A 15,738-nucleotide genomic window follows, 5' to 3' on the forward strand; every position below is an offset into this window, starting at 1 on the left:
CGACGGTACCCGAACCCCCTGACCACCCGGTGCACCCCACGGGCCCGATCGATCAAGGTTCAGTGACGAGGGTGTTGCATGGGTCGAAATCCGGCCGGTAGCGGCTAGTGTTATCCCCAAGACGTTCGAGCCCCCGGGGAGGTGGGACGTGGCACGTAGCGACGAGGCGTCAGGCGCCGCACGTTGGGAGAAAGAGGCCAACGATCTCTCCAGCCAGGTTGCGTTCCTGCAAGAAGAACTCGCTCTGGTACGGCGGAAGTTGACCGAGAGCCCCCGACACGTCCGGCAGCTCGAGGAACGGCTCGCGGCAACGCAGGCGCAGCTGGCCCGGCTGACCGAGAACAACGACCGGCTCGTGGCGACCCTCAAGGAAGCCCGATCCCAGATCGTCACTCTCAAAGAAGAGATTGACCGGCTCGCCCAGCCGCCCAGCGGCTACGGCGTTTTCCTGGCCGCCCACGAGGACGGCACCGTCGATGTCTTCACCGGGGGCCGCAAGCTGCGGGTGGCGGTCTCGCCGTCGCTCGTGGTCGAAGACCTCAAGCGCGGGCAGGAAGTCCTGCTCAACGACGCGCTCAACGTGGTCGACGCGTTCGGCTACGAGCGGGTCGGCGAGGTCGTCCTGCTCAAGGAGGTCCTCGAGAACCCCGCCGGTGGTCCGGGCGACCGGGCGCTGGTCATCTCGCACGCCGACGAGGAGCGGATCGTCCACCTGGCCGACTCGCTGCAGGTCTCCAAGCTGCGGGCCGGCGACTCGCTCATGATCGAGCCGCGCTCGGCGTACGCGTACGAGCGCATCCCGAAGAGCGAGGTCGAGGAGCTCGTCCTCGAGGAAGTGCCGGACGTCGACTACACCGACATCGGTGGTCTGCACTCGCAGATCGAGCAGATCCGCGACGCGGTGGAGCTGCCGTTCCTGCACGCCGACCTGTTCCGGGAGCACCAGCTGCGCCCGCCGAAGGGCATCCTGCTCTACGGCCCGCCCGGCTGCGGCAAGACCCTGATCGCCAAGGCGGTCGCCAACTCGCTCGCGAAGAAGATCGCCGAGCGGCGCGGCGAGGAGAAGCACACCAGCTACTTCCTCAACATCAAGGGACCCGAGCTGCTCAACAAGTACGTGGGTGAGACCGAGCGGCACATCCGCCTGGTCTTCCAGCGGGCCCGGGAGAAGGCCGGCGAAGGCACGCCGGTCATCGTGTTCTTCGACGAGATGGACTCGATCTTCCGTACCCGTGGCTCCGGCGTCTCCTCCGACGTGGAGAACACCATCGTCCCGCAGCTGCTCAGCGAGATCGACGGTGTCGAGGGCCTGGAGAACGTCATCGTCATCGGCGCCTCCAACCGGGAAGACATGATCGACCCGGCGATCCTGCGCCCCGGCCGCCTCGATGTGAAGATCAAGATCGAGCGTCCGGACGCGGAGGCGGCGAAGGACATCTTCGCCAAGTACATCCTCAGCGGCCTGCCGCTGAGCGAGGACGACCTCAACGAGCACGGCGGCGACCGCGATGTCACCGTCGCCGCGATGATCGAGGCCGTCGTCCTGCGGATGTACACGGAGACCGAGGAGAACCGCTTCCTGGAGGTCACCTACGCCAACGGTGACAAGGAAGTCCTCTATTTCAAGGACTTCAACTCCGGCGCGATGATCCAGAACATCGTCGACCGTGGCAAGAAGATGGCGATCAAGGAGTTCCTCACCTCCGGCAAGAAGGGCCTCCGACTGCAGCACCTGCTCGACAGCTGCGTCGACGAGTTCCGGGAGAACGAGGACCTGCCCAACACCACCAACCCCGACGACTGGGCCCGCATCTCCGGCAAGAAGGGCGAGCGGATCGTCTACATCCGTACGCTCGTCTCCGGCGGCAAGGGCGCAGAGGCCGGCCGCTCCATCGAGACGGCCAGCAACACCGGTCAGTACCTGTAGGAAGCCGAGCAACGCCCGACGCGGGCGGGGAGGCGCTACGACGCGCCCCCTCGTCCGCGTTGTGCATCTCTACCCTGCGTGTTCTGGTGCGCACGTGCGGGTGCGAGTACGGACAGAGAAGCGTCTAGGCTCGATACATGGGCAACGGCAGCACAGTGGCGGGTGGGGTGGCAGCATGAGCGTTCGACGAATCATGGGTACCGAGGTCGAGTACGGCATTTCGGTGCCCGGGCAGCCCGGCGCCAACCCGATGGTCACCTCCTCGCAGGTGGTCAACGCCTACGGAGCCCGACCCGAGCTCAACCGCGGCGGCCGCGCCCGGTGGGACTACGAAGAGGAGTCGCCGCTGCGCGACGCCCGCGGATTCACCTACTCGGGTGCCGCGTACGACCCGGCCGACGCGCTCGCCGACGAGGACCTCGGCCTGGCCAACGTGATACTGACCAACGGCGCCCGCCTCTACGTCGACCACGCCCACCCGGAGTACAGCACCCCGGAATGCACCAACCCGCTGGACATCGTCCGCTGGGACAAGGCCGGCGAACGGGTCATGGCCGAGGCATCCCGGCGCGCCGCCACGATCCCCGGCACCCACCGCATCCAGCTCTACAAGAACAACACCGACAACAAGGGCGCCTCGTACGGGTCGCACGAGAACTACCTCATGCGCCGCCAGACGCCCTTCGCCGACATCGTCGCCCACCTGACGCCGTTCTTCGTCACCCGGCAGATCTTCTGCGGCGCCGGCCGCGTCGGCATCGGCCAGGACGGCAGCGGCTCCGGATTCCAGATCTCCTCGCGCGCCGACTTCTTCGAGGTCGAGGTCGGCCTGGAGACCACGCTGAAGCGGCCCATCATCAACACCCGCGACGAACCCCACTCGGACGCGGACAAGTACCGCCGGCTGCACGTCATCATCGGCGACGCCAACCTCTCCGAGATCTCCACCTATCTCAAGGTCGGCACGACCGCCCTCATCCTCAACATGATCGAGGAGAAGGTGTTCACCGGCGAGCTCGGCATCGCCGACCCGGTCTCCGAGCTCAAGGCCGTCAGCCACGACCCGTCGCTCAAGCACCTCATGCGCCTGCGCGACGGCCGCAAGCTCACGGCGCTGGACCTGCAGTGGGCCTACTACGAGCGCGCCAAGGCGTTCTGCGACGAGCGCTACGGCTCGGACATGGACGAGCAGACCGCGGACGTCCTGCAGCGCTGGGAGGACGTCCTCGACCAGCTCGGCCGCGACCCGATGCAGCTCTCCGACCAGCTCGACTGGGTGGCCAAGCTGCGCCTGCTGGAGGGCTACCGCGAGCGCGAGAACCTCACCTGGTCCTCGCCCAAGCTCCAGCTGGTCGACCTGCAGTACTCCGACGTCCGGACCGAGAAGGGCCTGTACCACCGCTTGGTCGCCCGCGGCTCGATGAAGACGCTGCTGGACGACGACGAGACCCGCCGCGCGATGGTGGAGCCGCCCGAGGACACCCGGGCCTACTTCCGCGGCCAGTGCCTGGCCCGGTACGCGTCCGAAGTGGTTGCGGCCAGCTGGGACTCCGTGATCTTCGATGTGGGCCGCGAATCGCTCGTGCGCGTCCCGATGATGGAGCCCGAACGGGGCACCAGGAAGCACGTCGGCGCCCTGTTCGACAAGTGCGACACCGCGAAGGACCTGCTCGAGGTGATCACGAGCCGTTGACGGGGAAACGCCCGTGTGCCGACGGGCGTTTCTGTCGGACCCGCGAGGTAAGTTTTTCCCAACCCGAAGCGGTTGGGTCATGAAGGGGGACAGCCATGGCAACGCGAGACACCGGCGGTCAGTCGCAGTCCGGCAAGGGCAAGCGCGACGAGGAGATCGAGGACGTCACCACCGAGGCCAACCCTGAGGTTGCCGAACGCCACGCCGAGATCACCGAGGACGTCGACGACCTGCTCGACGAAATCGACTCGGTCCTCGAAGAAAACGCCGAGGAATTCGTGCGCGGCTATGTACAAAAAGGCGGCCAGTGAGCGATATGTCCGATTCGGGGGAATTGGATAGTGTGCTCTGTCCTCAGTACCGGCGAGAGCTGCCGCGCTCTGAATTCCATTCCAACCGCCGGCGGCCCAATGGCCTGGCCTACTCCTGCAAGCGGTGCGCCGCTGAGCGGTCAGAGGCGAGCCGGCGGCGGCGTGGGATCTCCGCGCAGCGGCGAGCGCCGGTGCCGGTGCCCAATGGATCGAAGTGGTGCCCCGACTGCGAGACGGTCAAGCCACTGACGGCGTTCGCCCGTACCCGGGCGAGCGCCAGTCGTCGGCCAGGCGGAGTTCGACGAGATGCTCGCGGGGCAGGGAGGCGTCTGTGCGATCTGCGGCGCCCCTGATCCTCAACACGTCGATCACGATCACCGCACCGGCTGGGTTCGCGGGATACTGTGCTTCAACTGCAACGGCGGCCTGGGGCAGTTCCGGGACAACCCGGTGTTCCTCGCCGAAGCTATTACGTATCTGAAAGGAACCACGTGGCAGCGGGTTTTGATCCATCCGGGCGTCTTCCAGATGTGTTCACCAATGCGGGGACGTCCTCCTTCACGCAGTTCCTGAGCCAAGCGGCCCCCGAGCTGCTGCCGGGTCGCCGGCCGCTGCCGCCGGGGATGGCCGCCGACATCGCGCCGCACGGCACGACCATCGTCGCCATCGCCACCGCCGAGGGCGTCGTGATGGCCGGCGACCGGCGTGCCACCATGGGCAACCTCATCGCCAGCCGGGACATCGAGAAGGTGCACCCGGCCGACGCGTACTCGCTGATCGGTATCGCCGGCACGGCCGGCATCGGCATCGAGCTGATGCGCATCTTCCAGGTCGAGCTGGAGCACTACGAGAAGATCGAGGGCACCATGCTGTCCCTCGACGGCAAGGCCAACCGCCTCGCCGCCATGGTGCGCGGCAATCTCGGTGCGGCCATGCAGGGCCTGGCCGTGGTGCCGCTGTTCGCGGGCTTCGACCTGTCCCCGTCCGACCCGTCGAAGGTCGGGCGCATCTTCAGCTTCGACGTCGCGGGCGGCCTCTACGAGGAGACCGGCTACGACGCGATCGGCTCCGGTTCGCTGTTCGCCAAGTCGGCGCTGAAGAAGCGTTACCGTCCCGGCGTCAGCACCCAGGACGCGATCCGCCTCGCGGTCGAGGCGCTCTACGACGCCGCCGATGACGACACCGCCACCGGTGGCCCCGACCTGACCCGCAAGATCTACCCGGTGGTGATGACCGCGACGGCGGACAGCACCCACCGGCTGACCGAGGCCGAGATCAACGCGGTGGCCGAGCAAGTGGTCGCCGGACGGATGGAGAACCCGGGCGGCTGACCGCCTGAGCCAACCCGCTGCGGAAAACCCAGGTCAGTTCGTATCCGGCGGTTCTCGCAGCCAGCCCGCCATCCCGGTCTTCGAAGGAGTTGCCACCCGTGGCCATGCAGTTCTACGCCTCACCCGAGCAGGTCCAGCGCGACCGCTCGGAGTACGCCCGCAAGGGCATCGCCCGCGGCCGCTCCGCCGTCGTCCTCACCTATGAGGGCGGCGTGCTGCTGGTCGCCGAGAATCTCACCTCGCTGCGCAAGATCAGCGAGCTGTACGACAGGATCGGCTTCGCGGCGGTCGGCCGCTACAACGAGTTCGAGAGCCTGCGCCGGGCCGGCGTGCGGATGGCCGACCTGAACGGGCTGGCCTACGACCGCCGGGACGTGACCGGCCGTGCGCTGGCGAACGCCTACACCCAGACGCTGGGTGCGATCTTCTCCGAGACGCAGAAGCCGTACGAGGTGGAGATCTGCGTGGCGCAGGTCGGCATCACCCCGGAGGCCGACGAGCTCTACCGGATCACCTACGACGGCTCGGTGCAGGACGAGCCCGGCTTCATGGCGATGGGCGGTTCCGCCGAGGCCATCTCGACGGTGCTCAAGTCACGCCACGACGTCGCGGCGGACCTGCAGACCGCGCTGGCGCTGGCGGTCGAGGGCCTGGCCAGCGTCGGCGGGGAGAACGGCACCCCGCGTACGCTGGGCGCCTCCCAGCTCGAGGTGGCGGTCCTGGACCGCAACCGCAAGGGCCGCACCTTCCGCCGCATCTCGGGGGCGGCGCTGACCACGCTGCTCGAGGGCGGCAAGGACGAGCCGGAGAAGGAGGTCGGCGAGGCGGGCGACGTGGCCCCGCCGGCGCCGGCTGAGGACAAGCCGACGGTTTCGGCTGCCTCGGTCAACCTGGAGGGCAAGCCCGAGGCGGACCCGGCCGAGCCGGCCGACGACACCAACGGCGACGGTTCCTGAGCTGATCGGCTACCGGCCGCACCCCTGCCTTGCCGCACCGTGGCTGGGTTCGGGGAGCGGCCGGGCTCGGCCCGGAGCGACCGGCCGGCCCTGATGCCGGCTGACTGCCGGTGGCGCTGAGGTCGAGCCGACGGCATGGCGGGACTCGGGCAGGCTCGACCCGCACGGCCCGGGACTCAATCGATGACGTGCGGACGCCACCAGTCCTCGTTGTCGCGGTACCACTGCACCGTCTCCGCCAGCCCTGCCTCGAAATCCATCCGAGGCCGGTACCCCAGCTCCTGCCGGATCCGTTCGTCGTCCAGTGCGTACCTGCGGTCGTGGCCCTTGCGGTCCTCGACCAGCTCCACCCGGTCCCAGCCCACTCCGCAGGCCTCCAGCAGCATCCCGCTCAGCTCCCGGTTCGTCAGCTCCCGGTTCCCGCCGATGTGGTAGACCTCGCCGGCCTTGCCTTCCGAGAGCACCAGCGCCGTCCCCCGGCAGTGGTCGTCGACGTGCACCCAGTCGCGCACCTGCTGCCCGTCGCCGTACAGGGGCACCGTGCGGCCCTCCAGCAGGTTCGTGACGAACCGGGGGATGAGTTTCTCGGGGTGCTGGTACGGCCCGTAGTTGTTGGCGCAGCGGGTCACCACGACCGGCAGCTGGTGGGTGCGGTGGTACGTGAGCGCCAGCAGGTCCGCGCCTGCCTTGGTGGCCGCGTACGGGGAATTCGGCGCCACCGGCGACCGCTCGGTCCACGCGCCCGTGCTGATCGAGCCGTAGACCTCGTCCGTGGAGACGTGCACGAAGCGGCTGGTGCCGTGCCGCAGGGCCGCGTCGAGCAGGACCTGGGTGCCGACCACGTTGGTCATGGCGAACTCCGCGGCCGCCCGGATCGAACGGTCGACGTGGGATTCGGCCGCGAAGTGCACGACCGCGTCGTGGCGGGGCAGCACTGATTCGATCAGGGCCGTGTCGGTGATGTCTCCGGGTACGAAGTCGAGGCGTTTGCTCTCCGCGACCGGGCCCAGGTTCGCGAAGTTGCCCGCGTACGTCAGCTTGTCCAGGACCGTGACCCGGGCACCCTCCAGGCCCGGCAGTGCGTCGGTGAGCGCGCTGCGGACGAAGTGGGAGCCGATGAAGCCGGCGCCGCCGGTGACCAGAAGATTCATCAAGCGGGAGTGTATCCGCAGGTCCAGGGCCTGGGAGTTGATCTTCACGGACGATCATGACAGATAGCACTCGTGAAAGGGCGCGTTGTCACTGCCGCGAATGCCCCCGGTGCGGCTAGTGTTTCGTCATGGAACGGCGAATTTTCGGCCTCGAAACCGAGTACGGAGTCACGTGCACCTACCGGGGACAGCGGCGGCTGTCGCCGGACGAGGTGGCCCGCTACCTGTTCCGCCGAGTGGTGTCCTGGGGACGGTCCAGCAACGTCTTCCTCCGCAACGGTGCCCGCCTCTACCTCGATGTCGGCTCCCACCCCGAGTACGCGACCCCCGAGTGCGACTCCGTCACCGACCTGGTCGCCCATGACCGCGCCGGTGAGCGGATCCTGGAAGGTCTCCTCGTCGACGCCGAGAAGCGCCTGCACGACGAGGGCATCGCCGGTGAGATCTACCTGTTCAAGAACAACACCGACTCGGCCGGCAACTCGTACGGCTGCCACGAGAACTACCTGGTGAGCCGGCACGGCGAGTTCGGCCGCCTCGCCGACGTGCTCATCCCGTTCCTCGTCACCCGCCAGCTGATCTGCGGCGCCGGCAAGGTGCTGCAGACCCCGCGCGGTGCGGTCTTCTGCCTCTCACAGCGGGCCGAGCACATCTGGGAGGGCGTCTCCAGCGCGACGACGCGCAGCCGCCCGATCATCAACACCCGCGACGAGCCGCACGCGGACGCCGAGCGCTACCGGCGCCTGCACGTCATCGTCGGCGACTCCAACATGAATGAGGTCACCACGCTGCTCAAGGTCGGCAGCGCCGACATCGTGCTGCGGATGATCGAGGCCGGCGTGGTCATGCGCGACCTGTCGCTGGAGAACCCGATCCGGGCCATCCGCGAGGTGTCGCACGACATCACCGGCCGCCGCAAGATCCGCCTGGCCAACAACAAAGAGGTCAGCGCGCTCGAGATCCAGCAGGAATACCTGGCCAAGGCGACCGAGTTCGTCGAGCGCCGCGGCGGCGACCCGACCGCCAAGCGCGTCGTCGAGCTGTGGGGCCGGGTGCTCAACGCGATCGAGAGCGGCGACCTCGACCCGGTGTCCCGCGAGATCGACTGGGTGTCGAAGTACAAGCTGATCGAGCGGTACCAGGCCAAGCACGAGATGCCGATGTCGCACCCGCGGATCGCGCAGCTCGACCTGGCGTACCACGACGTGCGCCGCGGCCGCGGCCTCTACGCCCTGATGGAGAAGCGCAAGCAGGTCGACCGCATCTCCAACGACCTCGAGATCTTCGAGGCCAAGGAGACGCCGCCGCAGACCACCCGCGCACGCCTGCGCGGCGAGTTCATCCGGCACGCCCAGGAGAAGCGCCGCGACTTCACCGTCGACTGGGTGCACCTCAAGCTCAACGACCAGGCCCAGCGCACGGTCCTGTGCAAGGACCCGTTCCGGGCCTACGACGAGCGGGTGGAGCGCCTCATCGCCAGCATGTGAGCGGACGGTAGGCTGGTCGGGCCATGACGACACCAGTGCCCGAGCCCGACCAGCAGCCCGCCGGCCAGAAGCCGGACGAGGCGGTCGAAGAGGTCAAGCCGAGCCTCGTGGCGCGCCGCCGTGAGAAGATCCGGGCCGAGGTGCACCAGGCCCGCCACGGCGACCACCTGGTTCCGACCTGGGTGCTGACGGTGATCCTGGTCGTGATCGTGGTGGGCTGGGCCTACCTGGTCTACTCCGCCTGAGCGAGGGGTCATGGCGCACATCGAGATCGTCGTCGCGGACATCACCACCGAAGCCGTGGACGCGATCGTCACCGCGGCCAACGAATCCCTGCTCGGCGGCGGCGGTGTGGACGGCGCCGTGCACCGCGCGGCCGGCCCGCGGCTCGCCGAAGCTGGAGCAGCGCTCGCACCCCTCGATCCGGGCGACGCGGTGACCACCCCGGCCTTCGATCTGCCGCCGCCGGTCCGCCACGTGATCCACACGGTCGGCCCGGTCTGGGAGGGCGGCGACCAGGGCGAGGCCGAGGTGCTGGCTTCGTGCTACCGGCGCTCGCTGGCCGAGGCCGACCGCATCGGGGCGCGCACGGTGGCTTTCCCGGCGATCGCGACCGGGGTCTACGGCTTTCCGGCCGAGGAAGCGGCGGGCATCGCGGTGTGCACCATCAGGGACACCCCGACGGCGGTGGAGACGGTCCGGCTGGTCGCCTTCGACGCCGAAGCAGGGGAGATCCTGCGGGCGGCGCTCAGCGCACGCTGAATATCAAGGACCGAGATCAAGATCAGGTCGTGCCTGGTTGCATGGCGCTGACCGTCGCTCCCGCCGATTGCCAGGTCCGTGCGGGGTCACCCTTCCGCGCTGCGCGCGAAACCACGGTCAGGGGATGAGCGTGGCGGCGTGACGGCCCGCCGCCGCCGCGGCCACGAAATAGGCGTGGTCCTCTGTCAGCCCACGGCCCATCGTGGACAGCCGGACCGGGCTGGCCAGCAGCGCCGCGTCCAGGCCGTCGGTCGCCACGTGGACCAGGCGGTGCAGGATCGTCAGTGGCGCCAGGGCGTCGTCCACCGCTCTGGCCAGGTCGGTCGGGAGGTCGTCCGGGATCACCAGGTCCGCCGGGACCAGGGCGACCTTCCCGTACGCGGTCAGGCTGTGGTGGGAGACGCCGCGGTGGCGGGTGCGGCCGTCGGCGTCCGAGATGCGCAGGGAGCCCACCGGTGTGCCCTGCAGGGCCACGATGGCGTTGATCGCTTCGCCCAGAGCCACTCCGGAGAAGCCCCACGGCGTACCCGTGCCGAGGTTGCCCGGGCCCTGCGCCACGATGGTCACGTCCGCCGACAGGACGTGCCGGGCTGCCAGCAGGCCGGTGTGCAGGGTGCCGGCCTCCAGATCGCCGCCGAACGCCTGGCCTGTGGTCACCGTGCCGGCCAGGTGGTCGCGCAGGCCGTCCAGGGTGCGGGAGAACCAGGCCGGGAGGGCACCGCCGTCGGTCATCACGTAGGCGACCTTGGCGTCCGGGCGGTCCGCATGAATCCCCGCCAGCACCGCCGGCAGAGCCGAGTGCAGGTCCGCCGTCACCACCGGCATGCCGTCCAGGCTTTCCGCGGCCGCCATCACCTCGCGGTGCGGGGACGCCTCCTCGTCGACGCCCAGCAGGATCGGCTGCAGCGGGGTGTAACGGGCCTTGACCAGGTGGCCCTCGTCGCGGTCGGTGCCGGTCGACGGCGGATCCGGTGGCAGCCGGTCGGGGAGCGCCACCACCAGGGCGTAGCCGCCGGTGCCGAGGCCCATGACCAGGGCGCCCACGTTCAGCAGGACGCGGTCCCCGGCTTCCGGCGTACCGGTCAGGGCCGGATAGGCCAGGGCCCGCAGCGGACCTTCGTCCGTCGTCACGTCGAGTTCGACGGCGCCGCGCCACTCGCGTCGTACCGCGGACACCGTTCCTGATCGCCAGCGCACCATGGCGGCGACCCTATATGTCCACTCCGCCGTCGCGGTGGTTGCGTCCGCCCTGGCCGCGCGTCGGGTCCAGGAACACGTACTGGATGCCCGGGTAGCGGGCCCGCAGCCGGCGCTCGGCCTCGTCCGACGCCGCCTCGATCTCCGCGCCGCTGACGTCGTCGTTGAAGTCGACCTTGGCCGCCACCAGGATCGCGCCCGGGCCCAGCTGCATGGTCAGCAGCGTCGGGACCGCCGTCACCACCGGGATGCCGGCCAGGTCGTCGGCGATCTGGTTGTGCATGCGCCGCGGCACCGCCCGGCCGACCAGCAGCGACACGTTCGCGCGGGCCAGCACGGTCGCGACCACCAGCAGCAGCAGGCCGATCGCGATCGAGGCCAGGCCGTCCCACAGCTCGGCCCCGGTGATCTGGGACAGCGCGATGCCGGACGCCGCCAGGATCAGGCCGATCAGGGCGGCCGAGTCCTCGAAGTAGACGGCCTTGACCGTGGTGTCCGAGGTGAGCCGCAGGAACCGCCGGCGGCTGATGCCCCAGCGCTTCGACTCCCCGGTCACCTGCCGCTGCGCCTTGAGGAACGACGTACCCTCGGCCAGGAACGACACCCCCAGCACGATGTACGACACCAGGAAGTCACCGCTGTGCTCGCCGCTGATGATGGTCGTCACACCGTGGTAGATCGAGAAGCCCGCGCCGCCGATGAAGGTGAACAGGGCCGCGATGAAGGCCCAGACGAAGCTCTCCTTGCCGTACCCGAACGGGTGTTCCTCGTCCGGTTCCTTCGTGCCGCGGCGCAGCGCGACGAACAGGAACACCTCGGTGACCGTGTCGGCGAGCGAGTGCGCGGCCTCGGAGAGCATGGCCGCCGAGCCCGACAACATGCCCGCGACCAGCTTGGCCGCGGCGATGGCCAGGTTGGCCAGGCCGGCCACGACGACGGTGCCGACGCTCTCGTTGCCCTCGTCGTCCGGCGACTGCGTGGGGCCGCCGGGCTCCGCCGGTGCGGGCAGGGCCGAGCCGCCCGCCACGCCGAGCGGCAGGTGGTCGTCGGGCTCGGTGAGTGGGGGACCGGTGGCAGGGGTCTTCTCGGGCACGCGAGCAGGTTTCCCTCCGGCGGTCACGAATAACCTCAGCGGCGTCGTTGCTGCTAGCGTTTCCTCTCGTGTCGCGGACCCGCACCGAGCGCCTGGTGAACCTGGTGATCTGTCTGCTGTCCACGCGACGGTTCCTGACCGCCGCGCAGATCGCCGCGACCGTGCCCGGGTACGAGCACGACCCCGAGGATCCCCGCGACCACGAGGCGTTCCAGCGCAAGTTCGAGCGGGACAAGGCCGAGCTGCGTGAGCTGGGCGTGCCGCTGGAGACCGGCCTGGCCAGCGCCTTCGACACCGAGTCCGGTTACCGGATCGCCCACCGTGAGTACGCCCTGCCCGACATCCCGCTCGAACCGGACGAGGCCGCCGCTGTCGGTATCGCCGCCCGCCTTTGGCAGCACGCCGGTCTGGCCGCCGCGGCCTCCTCCGGCCTGGCCAAGCTGCGCGCCGCCGGTGTCGAGGTCGACCCGCAGGCCACTCTGGGCATGGAGCCGGTGATGACCGTGGACCCGGCGTTCGGGCCGCTCACCGCCGCCGCCCGGGCCCGCCGCGCGGTCACCTTCTCCTACCGCGTCCCCGAGGTCGACGAGCCGTCCACCCGCCGGCTCCAGCCCTGGGGCGTGGTCTGCTGGCAGGGTCGCTGGTACGTCGTCGGCCACGACCGGGACCGGCAGGCCACCCGCTGCTTCCGGCTGTCCCGCATCGTCGGCGCGGTCCGCCCGGTCGGTTCCGAGGGCGCGTTCACCCCGCCGGAGAACGTCGACCTGATCAGCCACGTCGCCCGCTGGTCGGGGCCGGTCGAACGCAACGGGCGGGCCACCGTGCTCGTGCAGCCGGGCCGGGCCGCGGGGCTCCGCCGGCTGGCGATCGAGACGGTGCCCGGTCCCGACGGCGACCGCCTGACCATTCCGTACTCCGACGTCGAGTGGCTGGCCTCGCGGCTGGTCGGCTACGGCGCCGAGGTGCGCGCGGACGGGCCGCCGGAGCTCCGCGACGCCGTCATCCAGCAGCTCAAGGAGGTCGTGGCCCGCCACGAGCGGGTCCAGCCCGCGGTGCTGCGATGACCCCTCAGCCCCGTACCCGGGACAACAAGGCCTCCGCCGACCGCCTGGGCCGGCTGCTCAACCTGGTGCCCTATCTGCTGGCCCGGCCCGGGATCCTGGTCGCGGAAGCGGCCGCGGCCTTCGGGATCACCGAGCGGCAGCTGCGCGAGGACCTGGAGCTGCTCTGGGTCTGCGGGCTGCCGGGGTACGGCCCCGGCGACCTGATCGACATGGCGCTCGACGGCGACCGGGTGACGATCACCTACGACGCGGGCATCGACCGGCCGCTGCGGCTCAACCCCGACGAGGCTCTGGCTCTGGTCGTGGCCCTGCGGATGCTGGCCGAGACGCCCGGCACGGGGTCGCGCGACGCCGTCGAACGGGCCCTGGCCAAGATCGAGAACGCGGCCGGTGACGTCGCGGACACCCCGGTCGCCGTGCGGCTGCCCGCCGACAACGAGCGGGTCGACGCCATCCGCGGTGTGGTCGAGCGTCGACACGCCATGCGCCTGACCTACTACACCCCGGCCCGGGACGAGACCACCGAGCGGGTGGTCGACCCGATGCGGATGCTGATGGTCGGTCCCCGGGCCTACCTGGAGGCCTGGTGCCGCCGCGCCGAGGGCACCCGGCTGTTCCGGGTCGACCGCATCGACGCCTTCACCGAGCTGGACGAGCCTTCGGCGCCGCCCGCGCAGGCGGTGCCGCACGACGTCAGCGACGGCGTGTTCCATCCGTCGGCGGACCTGCCGCTGGTCACGCTGCGGGTGGGCCGCGGCAGCCGGTGGATCACCGAGTACTACCCGTGCGAGGACGTGCGGCGCGACGGCGACGAGTGGATCGTCACGATGCGGGTCACCGACCTGGGCTGGGCCCAGCGGCTGCTGCTGGGTCTGGGTCCGGACGTGACCGTGGTCGGCCCGGTCGAGCTGGTGGACCGGATCCGCGAACAGGCCGCCACCGCGCTGGACCAGTACGCGGCGACCCCACCGGTCACCGCCTAAGCTGTCCGCCATGGTGAAGTGGATCGTGATCGCCGTGGTGGTTCTCGCCCTGATCATTCTGGTCGTGGCTGTGTTCTCCGTGCTGAACAGGCTGAACGGGCTGGACCGGGCGGCCCGGCGGCTGCAGCGCCGGCAGGAGGAGGCGATGAAGCTCCAGCAGGGTGCCGTCGTCCTGGAGCAGTCCGTCGCCGGCCTGCAGCGACGGGCCGAGATCATGCAGGCGCAGCTGGCCGTCATCAAGGCCGGACAGGGCGCCTCGGACGGGAAGCACTCCTTAAAGAAGGCTTGATCCGCGTGATAGCGTGCGGCGTTCCCCGCGCGTTGTCCGAAAATTCCTCGGACCGGAGCGCAATCAAACAGCTCCGGCAGGGGCTGCTCTCAGCAACCACACGTACGATGGACCCCGCATCACCCGTCAGGACCCTGATCCGATCGACTGGAGTTATCCATGGGCGCCCTCAAGCCGTGGCACATCGCCATCTTCGTCGTCGTCCTCGTGCTGTTGTTCGGCGCGAAGCGGCTGCCGGACGCCGCGAGGTCGCTCGGCCGGTCGCTGCGGATCATCAAGGCCGAGACCAAGGGCCTCGTCGACGACAACGACAACGTCGCCGAGAAGGCCGAGCCGCAGTATTCGCGCCAGCCGCTGCAGCCCGACGCGATCCACCAGCCGGGGCAGCCGGGCTACCAGCAGGCACCGCCTCCCGGATACCAGCAGCCGGGCTTCCAGCAGCCCAACGGCCAGCAGTACCCGCCGCAGCAGCCGCCGGCCCAGCCGTACGTGGACCCGGTGCAGCGCACCAACGACCGCTGATCTGCCGTGGCCCTCTCCCTACGCCGTCAGGGACCGAGCAAGTTCGAGCAGGCCTCCGACGGTTCCATGACGCTCATCGAGCACGTCCGGGAGCTGCGTAACCGGCTCTTCTGGGCGTCGCTCGGCATCATCGCGGGCCTGATCGTCGGCTTCATCGTCTCGGGGTGGGTCTTCGACATCCTGAAGCAGCCGTACTGCTCGCTCGACAGCTCCTGGATCGTCAACGGTGACGGCGAGCGGGTCTGCAACTTCGTCGTGCTCGGCGTCGTCGACCCCCTGATCCTCAAGCTCAAGATCGCACTGTGGGTCGGCCTGATCCTCGGTGCCCCGGTCTGGATGTTCCAGCTGTGGGCGTTCATCGCCCCGGGCCTGCACCGGCACGAGCGCAAGTGGGCCTACGTCTTCGTGGGTATCGCCACGCCGCTGTTCGTCGGCGGTGCGGTTCTCGCCTTCTTCGTCATCAAGCACAGCCTGGCCTTCATCCAGGAAGCCGGCATCCTCGGCGTGACGACCCAGCTCGAAGTGACGGCCTACGTCAGCTTCGTGACCAACATGATCTTGATTTTCGGGGTCGCGTTCGAGTTCCCGCTGGTCCTGCTGATGCTCAACTTCACCGGCGTGGTGAGCGCCAAGAAGCTGATGGGCTGGTGGCGGATCGTGGTGTTCCTGTCCTTCGGGTTCGCCGCCATCGCCACCCCGGACCCCGGCCCGTTCGGCATGACCCTGCTCGCCGCGTGCATGGTGGTGCTCTACCTGATCGCGACCGGCGTGGCCTTCATCAACGACAAGCGCAAGGGTCGCGGCAAGGAGATCTACGCGGGCCTCGACGACGACGAGATCTCGCCGATCGAGGACGACCGGGAGCCGGTCACCGCGGGCAGCCGGGTCGAGTCGGTCGCACCGGTCGAGGCCCCGGAGCCCGTGTCGAAACCGTTGCCGCTGGAGAGCCGCTTCGACGACATGACCTGACGG

General features: G+C 69.5%; 17 protein-coding genes. 14 read left to right on the forward strand and 3 right to left on the reverse strand.

What is annotated here, in order from left to right; all coding sequences use genetic code 11:
• The first annotated feature begins 148 nt into the window (after positions 1–148).
• From arc to prcA, 6 genes are all read left to right on the forward strand, one after another.
• Positions 149–1,927, forward strand: coding sequence for a proteasome ATPase (gene arc, locus ACWEOZ_RS18295; protein ID WP_451911861.1), 1,779 nt, complete (start codon positions 149–151; stop codon positions 1,925–1,927).
• Positions 1,928–2,102: 175 nt separating this feature from the next.
• Complete coding sequence (gene dop / locus ACWEOZ_RS18300) at positions 2,103–3,620, forward strand: depupylase/deamidase Dop (RefSeq protein WP_451911862.1); 1,518 nt, start codon at positions 2,103–2,105, stop codon at positions 3,618–3,620.
• A gap of 95 nt (positions 3,621–3,715) precedes the next feature.
• Positions 3,716–3,931 (forward strand): ubiquitin-like protein Pup, encoded by a 216-nt coding sequence (locus ACWEOZ_RS18305; protein ID WP_106124861.1) that lies wholly within the window; start codon positions 3,716–3,718, stop codon positions 3,929–3,931.
• A gap of 306 nt (positions 3,932–4,237) precedes the next feature.
• Positions 4,238–4,504, forward strand: a complete 267-nt coding sequence (locus ACWEOZ_RS18310) for an endonuclease VII domain-containing protein (protein WP_451911863.1) — start codon at positions 4,238–4,240, stop codon at positions 4,502–4,504.
• Entirely contained in the window at positions 4,423–5,262 is an 840-nt protein-coding gene (prcB, locus tag ACWEOZ_RS18315) for a proteasome subunit beta (RefSeq protein WP_451911864.1), read from the forward strand. Before ACWEOZ_RS18310 ends, prcB begins: the two co-directional genes overlap by 82 nt.
• Before the next feature lie 98 nt (positions 5,263–5,360).
• Entirely contained in the window at positions 5,361–6,218 is an 858-nt protein-coding gene (gene prcA / locus ACWEOZ_RS18320) for a proteasome subunit alpha (RefSeq protein WP_451911865.1), read from the forward strand.
• A 176-nt stretch (positions 6,219–6,394) separates the two neighbouring features.
• On the opposite strand, the gene rfbB is transcribed toward prcA, so the two are convergent.
• Positions 6,395–7,369 carry a dTDP-glucose 4,6-dehydratase gene (gene rfbB / locus ACWEOZ_RS18325; RefSeq protein WP_451911866.1) on the reverse strand — a complete coding sequence of 325 codons (975 nt, stop codon included), beginning with the start codon at positions 7,367–7,369 and terminating at the stop codon, positions 6,395–6,397.
• Between the two features lie 128 nt (positions 7,370–7,497).
• On the opposite strand from rfbB, the gene pafA reads away from it, so the two are divergent.
• From pafA to ACWEOZ_RS18340, 3 genes are read left to right on the forward strand one after another with little or no spacing between them, the layout of a single operon-like run.
• Complete coding sequence (pafA, locus tag ACWEOZ_RS18330; protein WP_212989214.1) at positions 7,498–8,856, forward strand: Pup--protein ligase; 1,359 nt, start codon at positions 7,498–7,500, stop codon at positions 8,854–8,856.
• Positions 8,857–8,879: 23 nt separating this feature from the next.
• Complete coding sequence (locus ACWEOZ_RS18335) at positions 8,880–9,101, forward strand: hypothetical protein (RefSeq protein WP_451911867.1); 222 nt, start codon at positions 8,880–8,882, stop codon at positions 9,099–9,101.
• A 10-nt stretch (positions 9,102–9,111) separates the two neighbouring features.
• A complete protein-coding gene (locus tag ACWEOZ_RS18340; protein WP_451911868.1) occupies positions 9,112–9,618 on the forward strand; it encodes an O-acetyl-ADP-ribose deacetylase in 507 nt (168 codons plus the stop codon).
• Positions 9,619–9,735: 117 nt separating this feature from the next.
• On the opposite strand, the gene ACWEOZ_RS18345 is transcribed toward ACWEOZ_RS18340, so the two are convergent.
• Positions 9,736–10,818 carry a DUF3866 family protein gene (locus ACWEOZ_RS18345; RefSeq protein ID WP_451911869.1) on the reverse strand — a complete coding sequence of 361 codons (1,083 nt, stop codon included), beginning with the start codon at positions 10,816–10,818 and terminating at the stop codon, positions 9,736–9,738.
• A 10-nt stretch (positions 10,819–10,828) separates the two neighbouring features.
• Positions 10,829–11,824, reverse strand: coding sequence for a cation diffusion facilitator family transporter (locus ACWEOZ_RS18350; protein ID WP_451911961.1), 996 nt, complete (start codon positions 11,822–11,824; stop codon positions 10,829–10,831).
• 152 nt (positions 11,825–11,976) lie between these two features.
• On the opposite strand from ACWEOZ_RS18350, the gene ACWEOZ_RS18355 reads away from it, so the two are divergent.
• The 5 genes from ACWEOZ_RS18355 to tatC all read left to right on the forward strand — a co-directional run bounded on the left by ACWEOZ_RS18355 (position 11,977) and on the right by tatC (position 15,735).
• Positions 11,977–12,972 (forward strand): helix-turn-helix transcriptional regulator, encoded by a 996-nt coding sequence (locus ACWEOZ_RS18355; protein WP_451911870.1) that lies wholly within the window; start codon positions 11,977–11,979, stop codon positions 12,970–12,972.
• Positions 12,969–13,955 carry a helix-turn-helix transcriptional regulator gene (locus ACWEOZ_RS18360; RefSeq protein WP_451911871.1) on the forward strand — a complete coding sequence of 329 codons (987 nt, stop codon included), beginning with the start codon at positions 12,969–12,971 and terminating at the stop codon, positions 13,953–13,955. The genes ACWEOZ_RS18355 and ACWEOZ_RS18360 overlap by 4 nt, the downstream gene beginning before the upstream one ends.
• 10 nt (positions 13,956–13,965) lie before the next feature.
• Complete coding sequence (locus ACWEOZ_RS18365) at positions 13,966–14,244, forward strand: hypothetical protein (protein WP_451911872.1); 279 nt, start codon at positions 13,966–13,968, stop codon at positions 14,242–14,244.
• A gap of 159 nt (positions 14,245–14,403) precedes the next feature.
• A complete protein-coding gene (gene tatA, locus ACWEOZ_RS18370; RefSeq protein ID WP_451911873.1) occupies positions 14,404–14,766 on the forward strand; it encodes a Sec-independent protein translocase subunit TatA in 363 nt (120 codons plus the stop codon).
• Positions 14,767–14,772: 6 nt separating this feature from the next.
• A complete protein-coding gene (gene tatC, locus ACWEOZ_RS18375) occupies positions 14,773–15,735 on the forward strand; it encodes a twin-arginine translocase subunit TatC (RefSeq protein ID WP_451911874.1) in 963 nt (320 codons plus the stop codon).
• Positions 15,736–15,738 lie beyond the last annotated feature (3 nt).

This window comes from Actinoplanes sp. NPDC004185, from assembly GCF_053603475.1.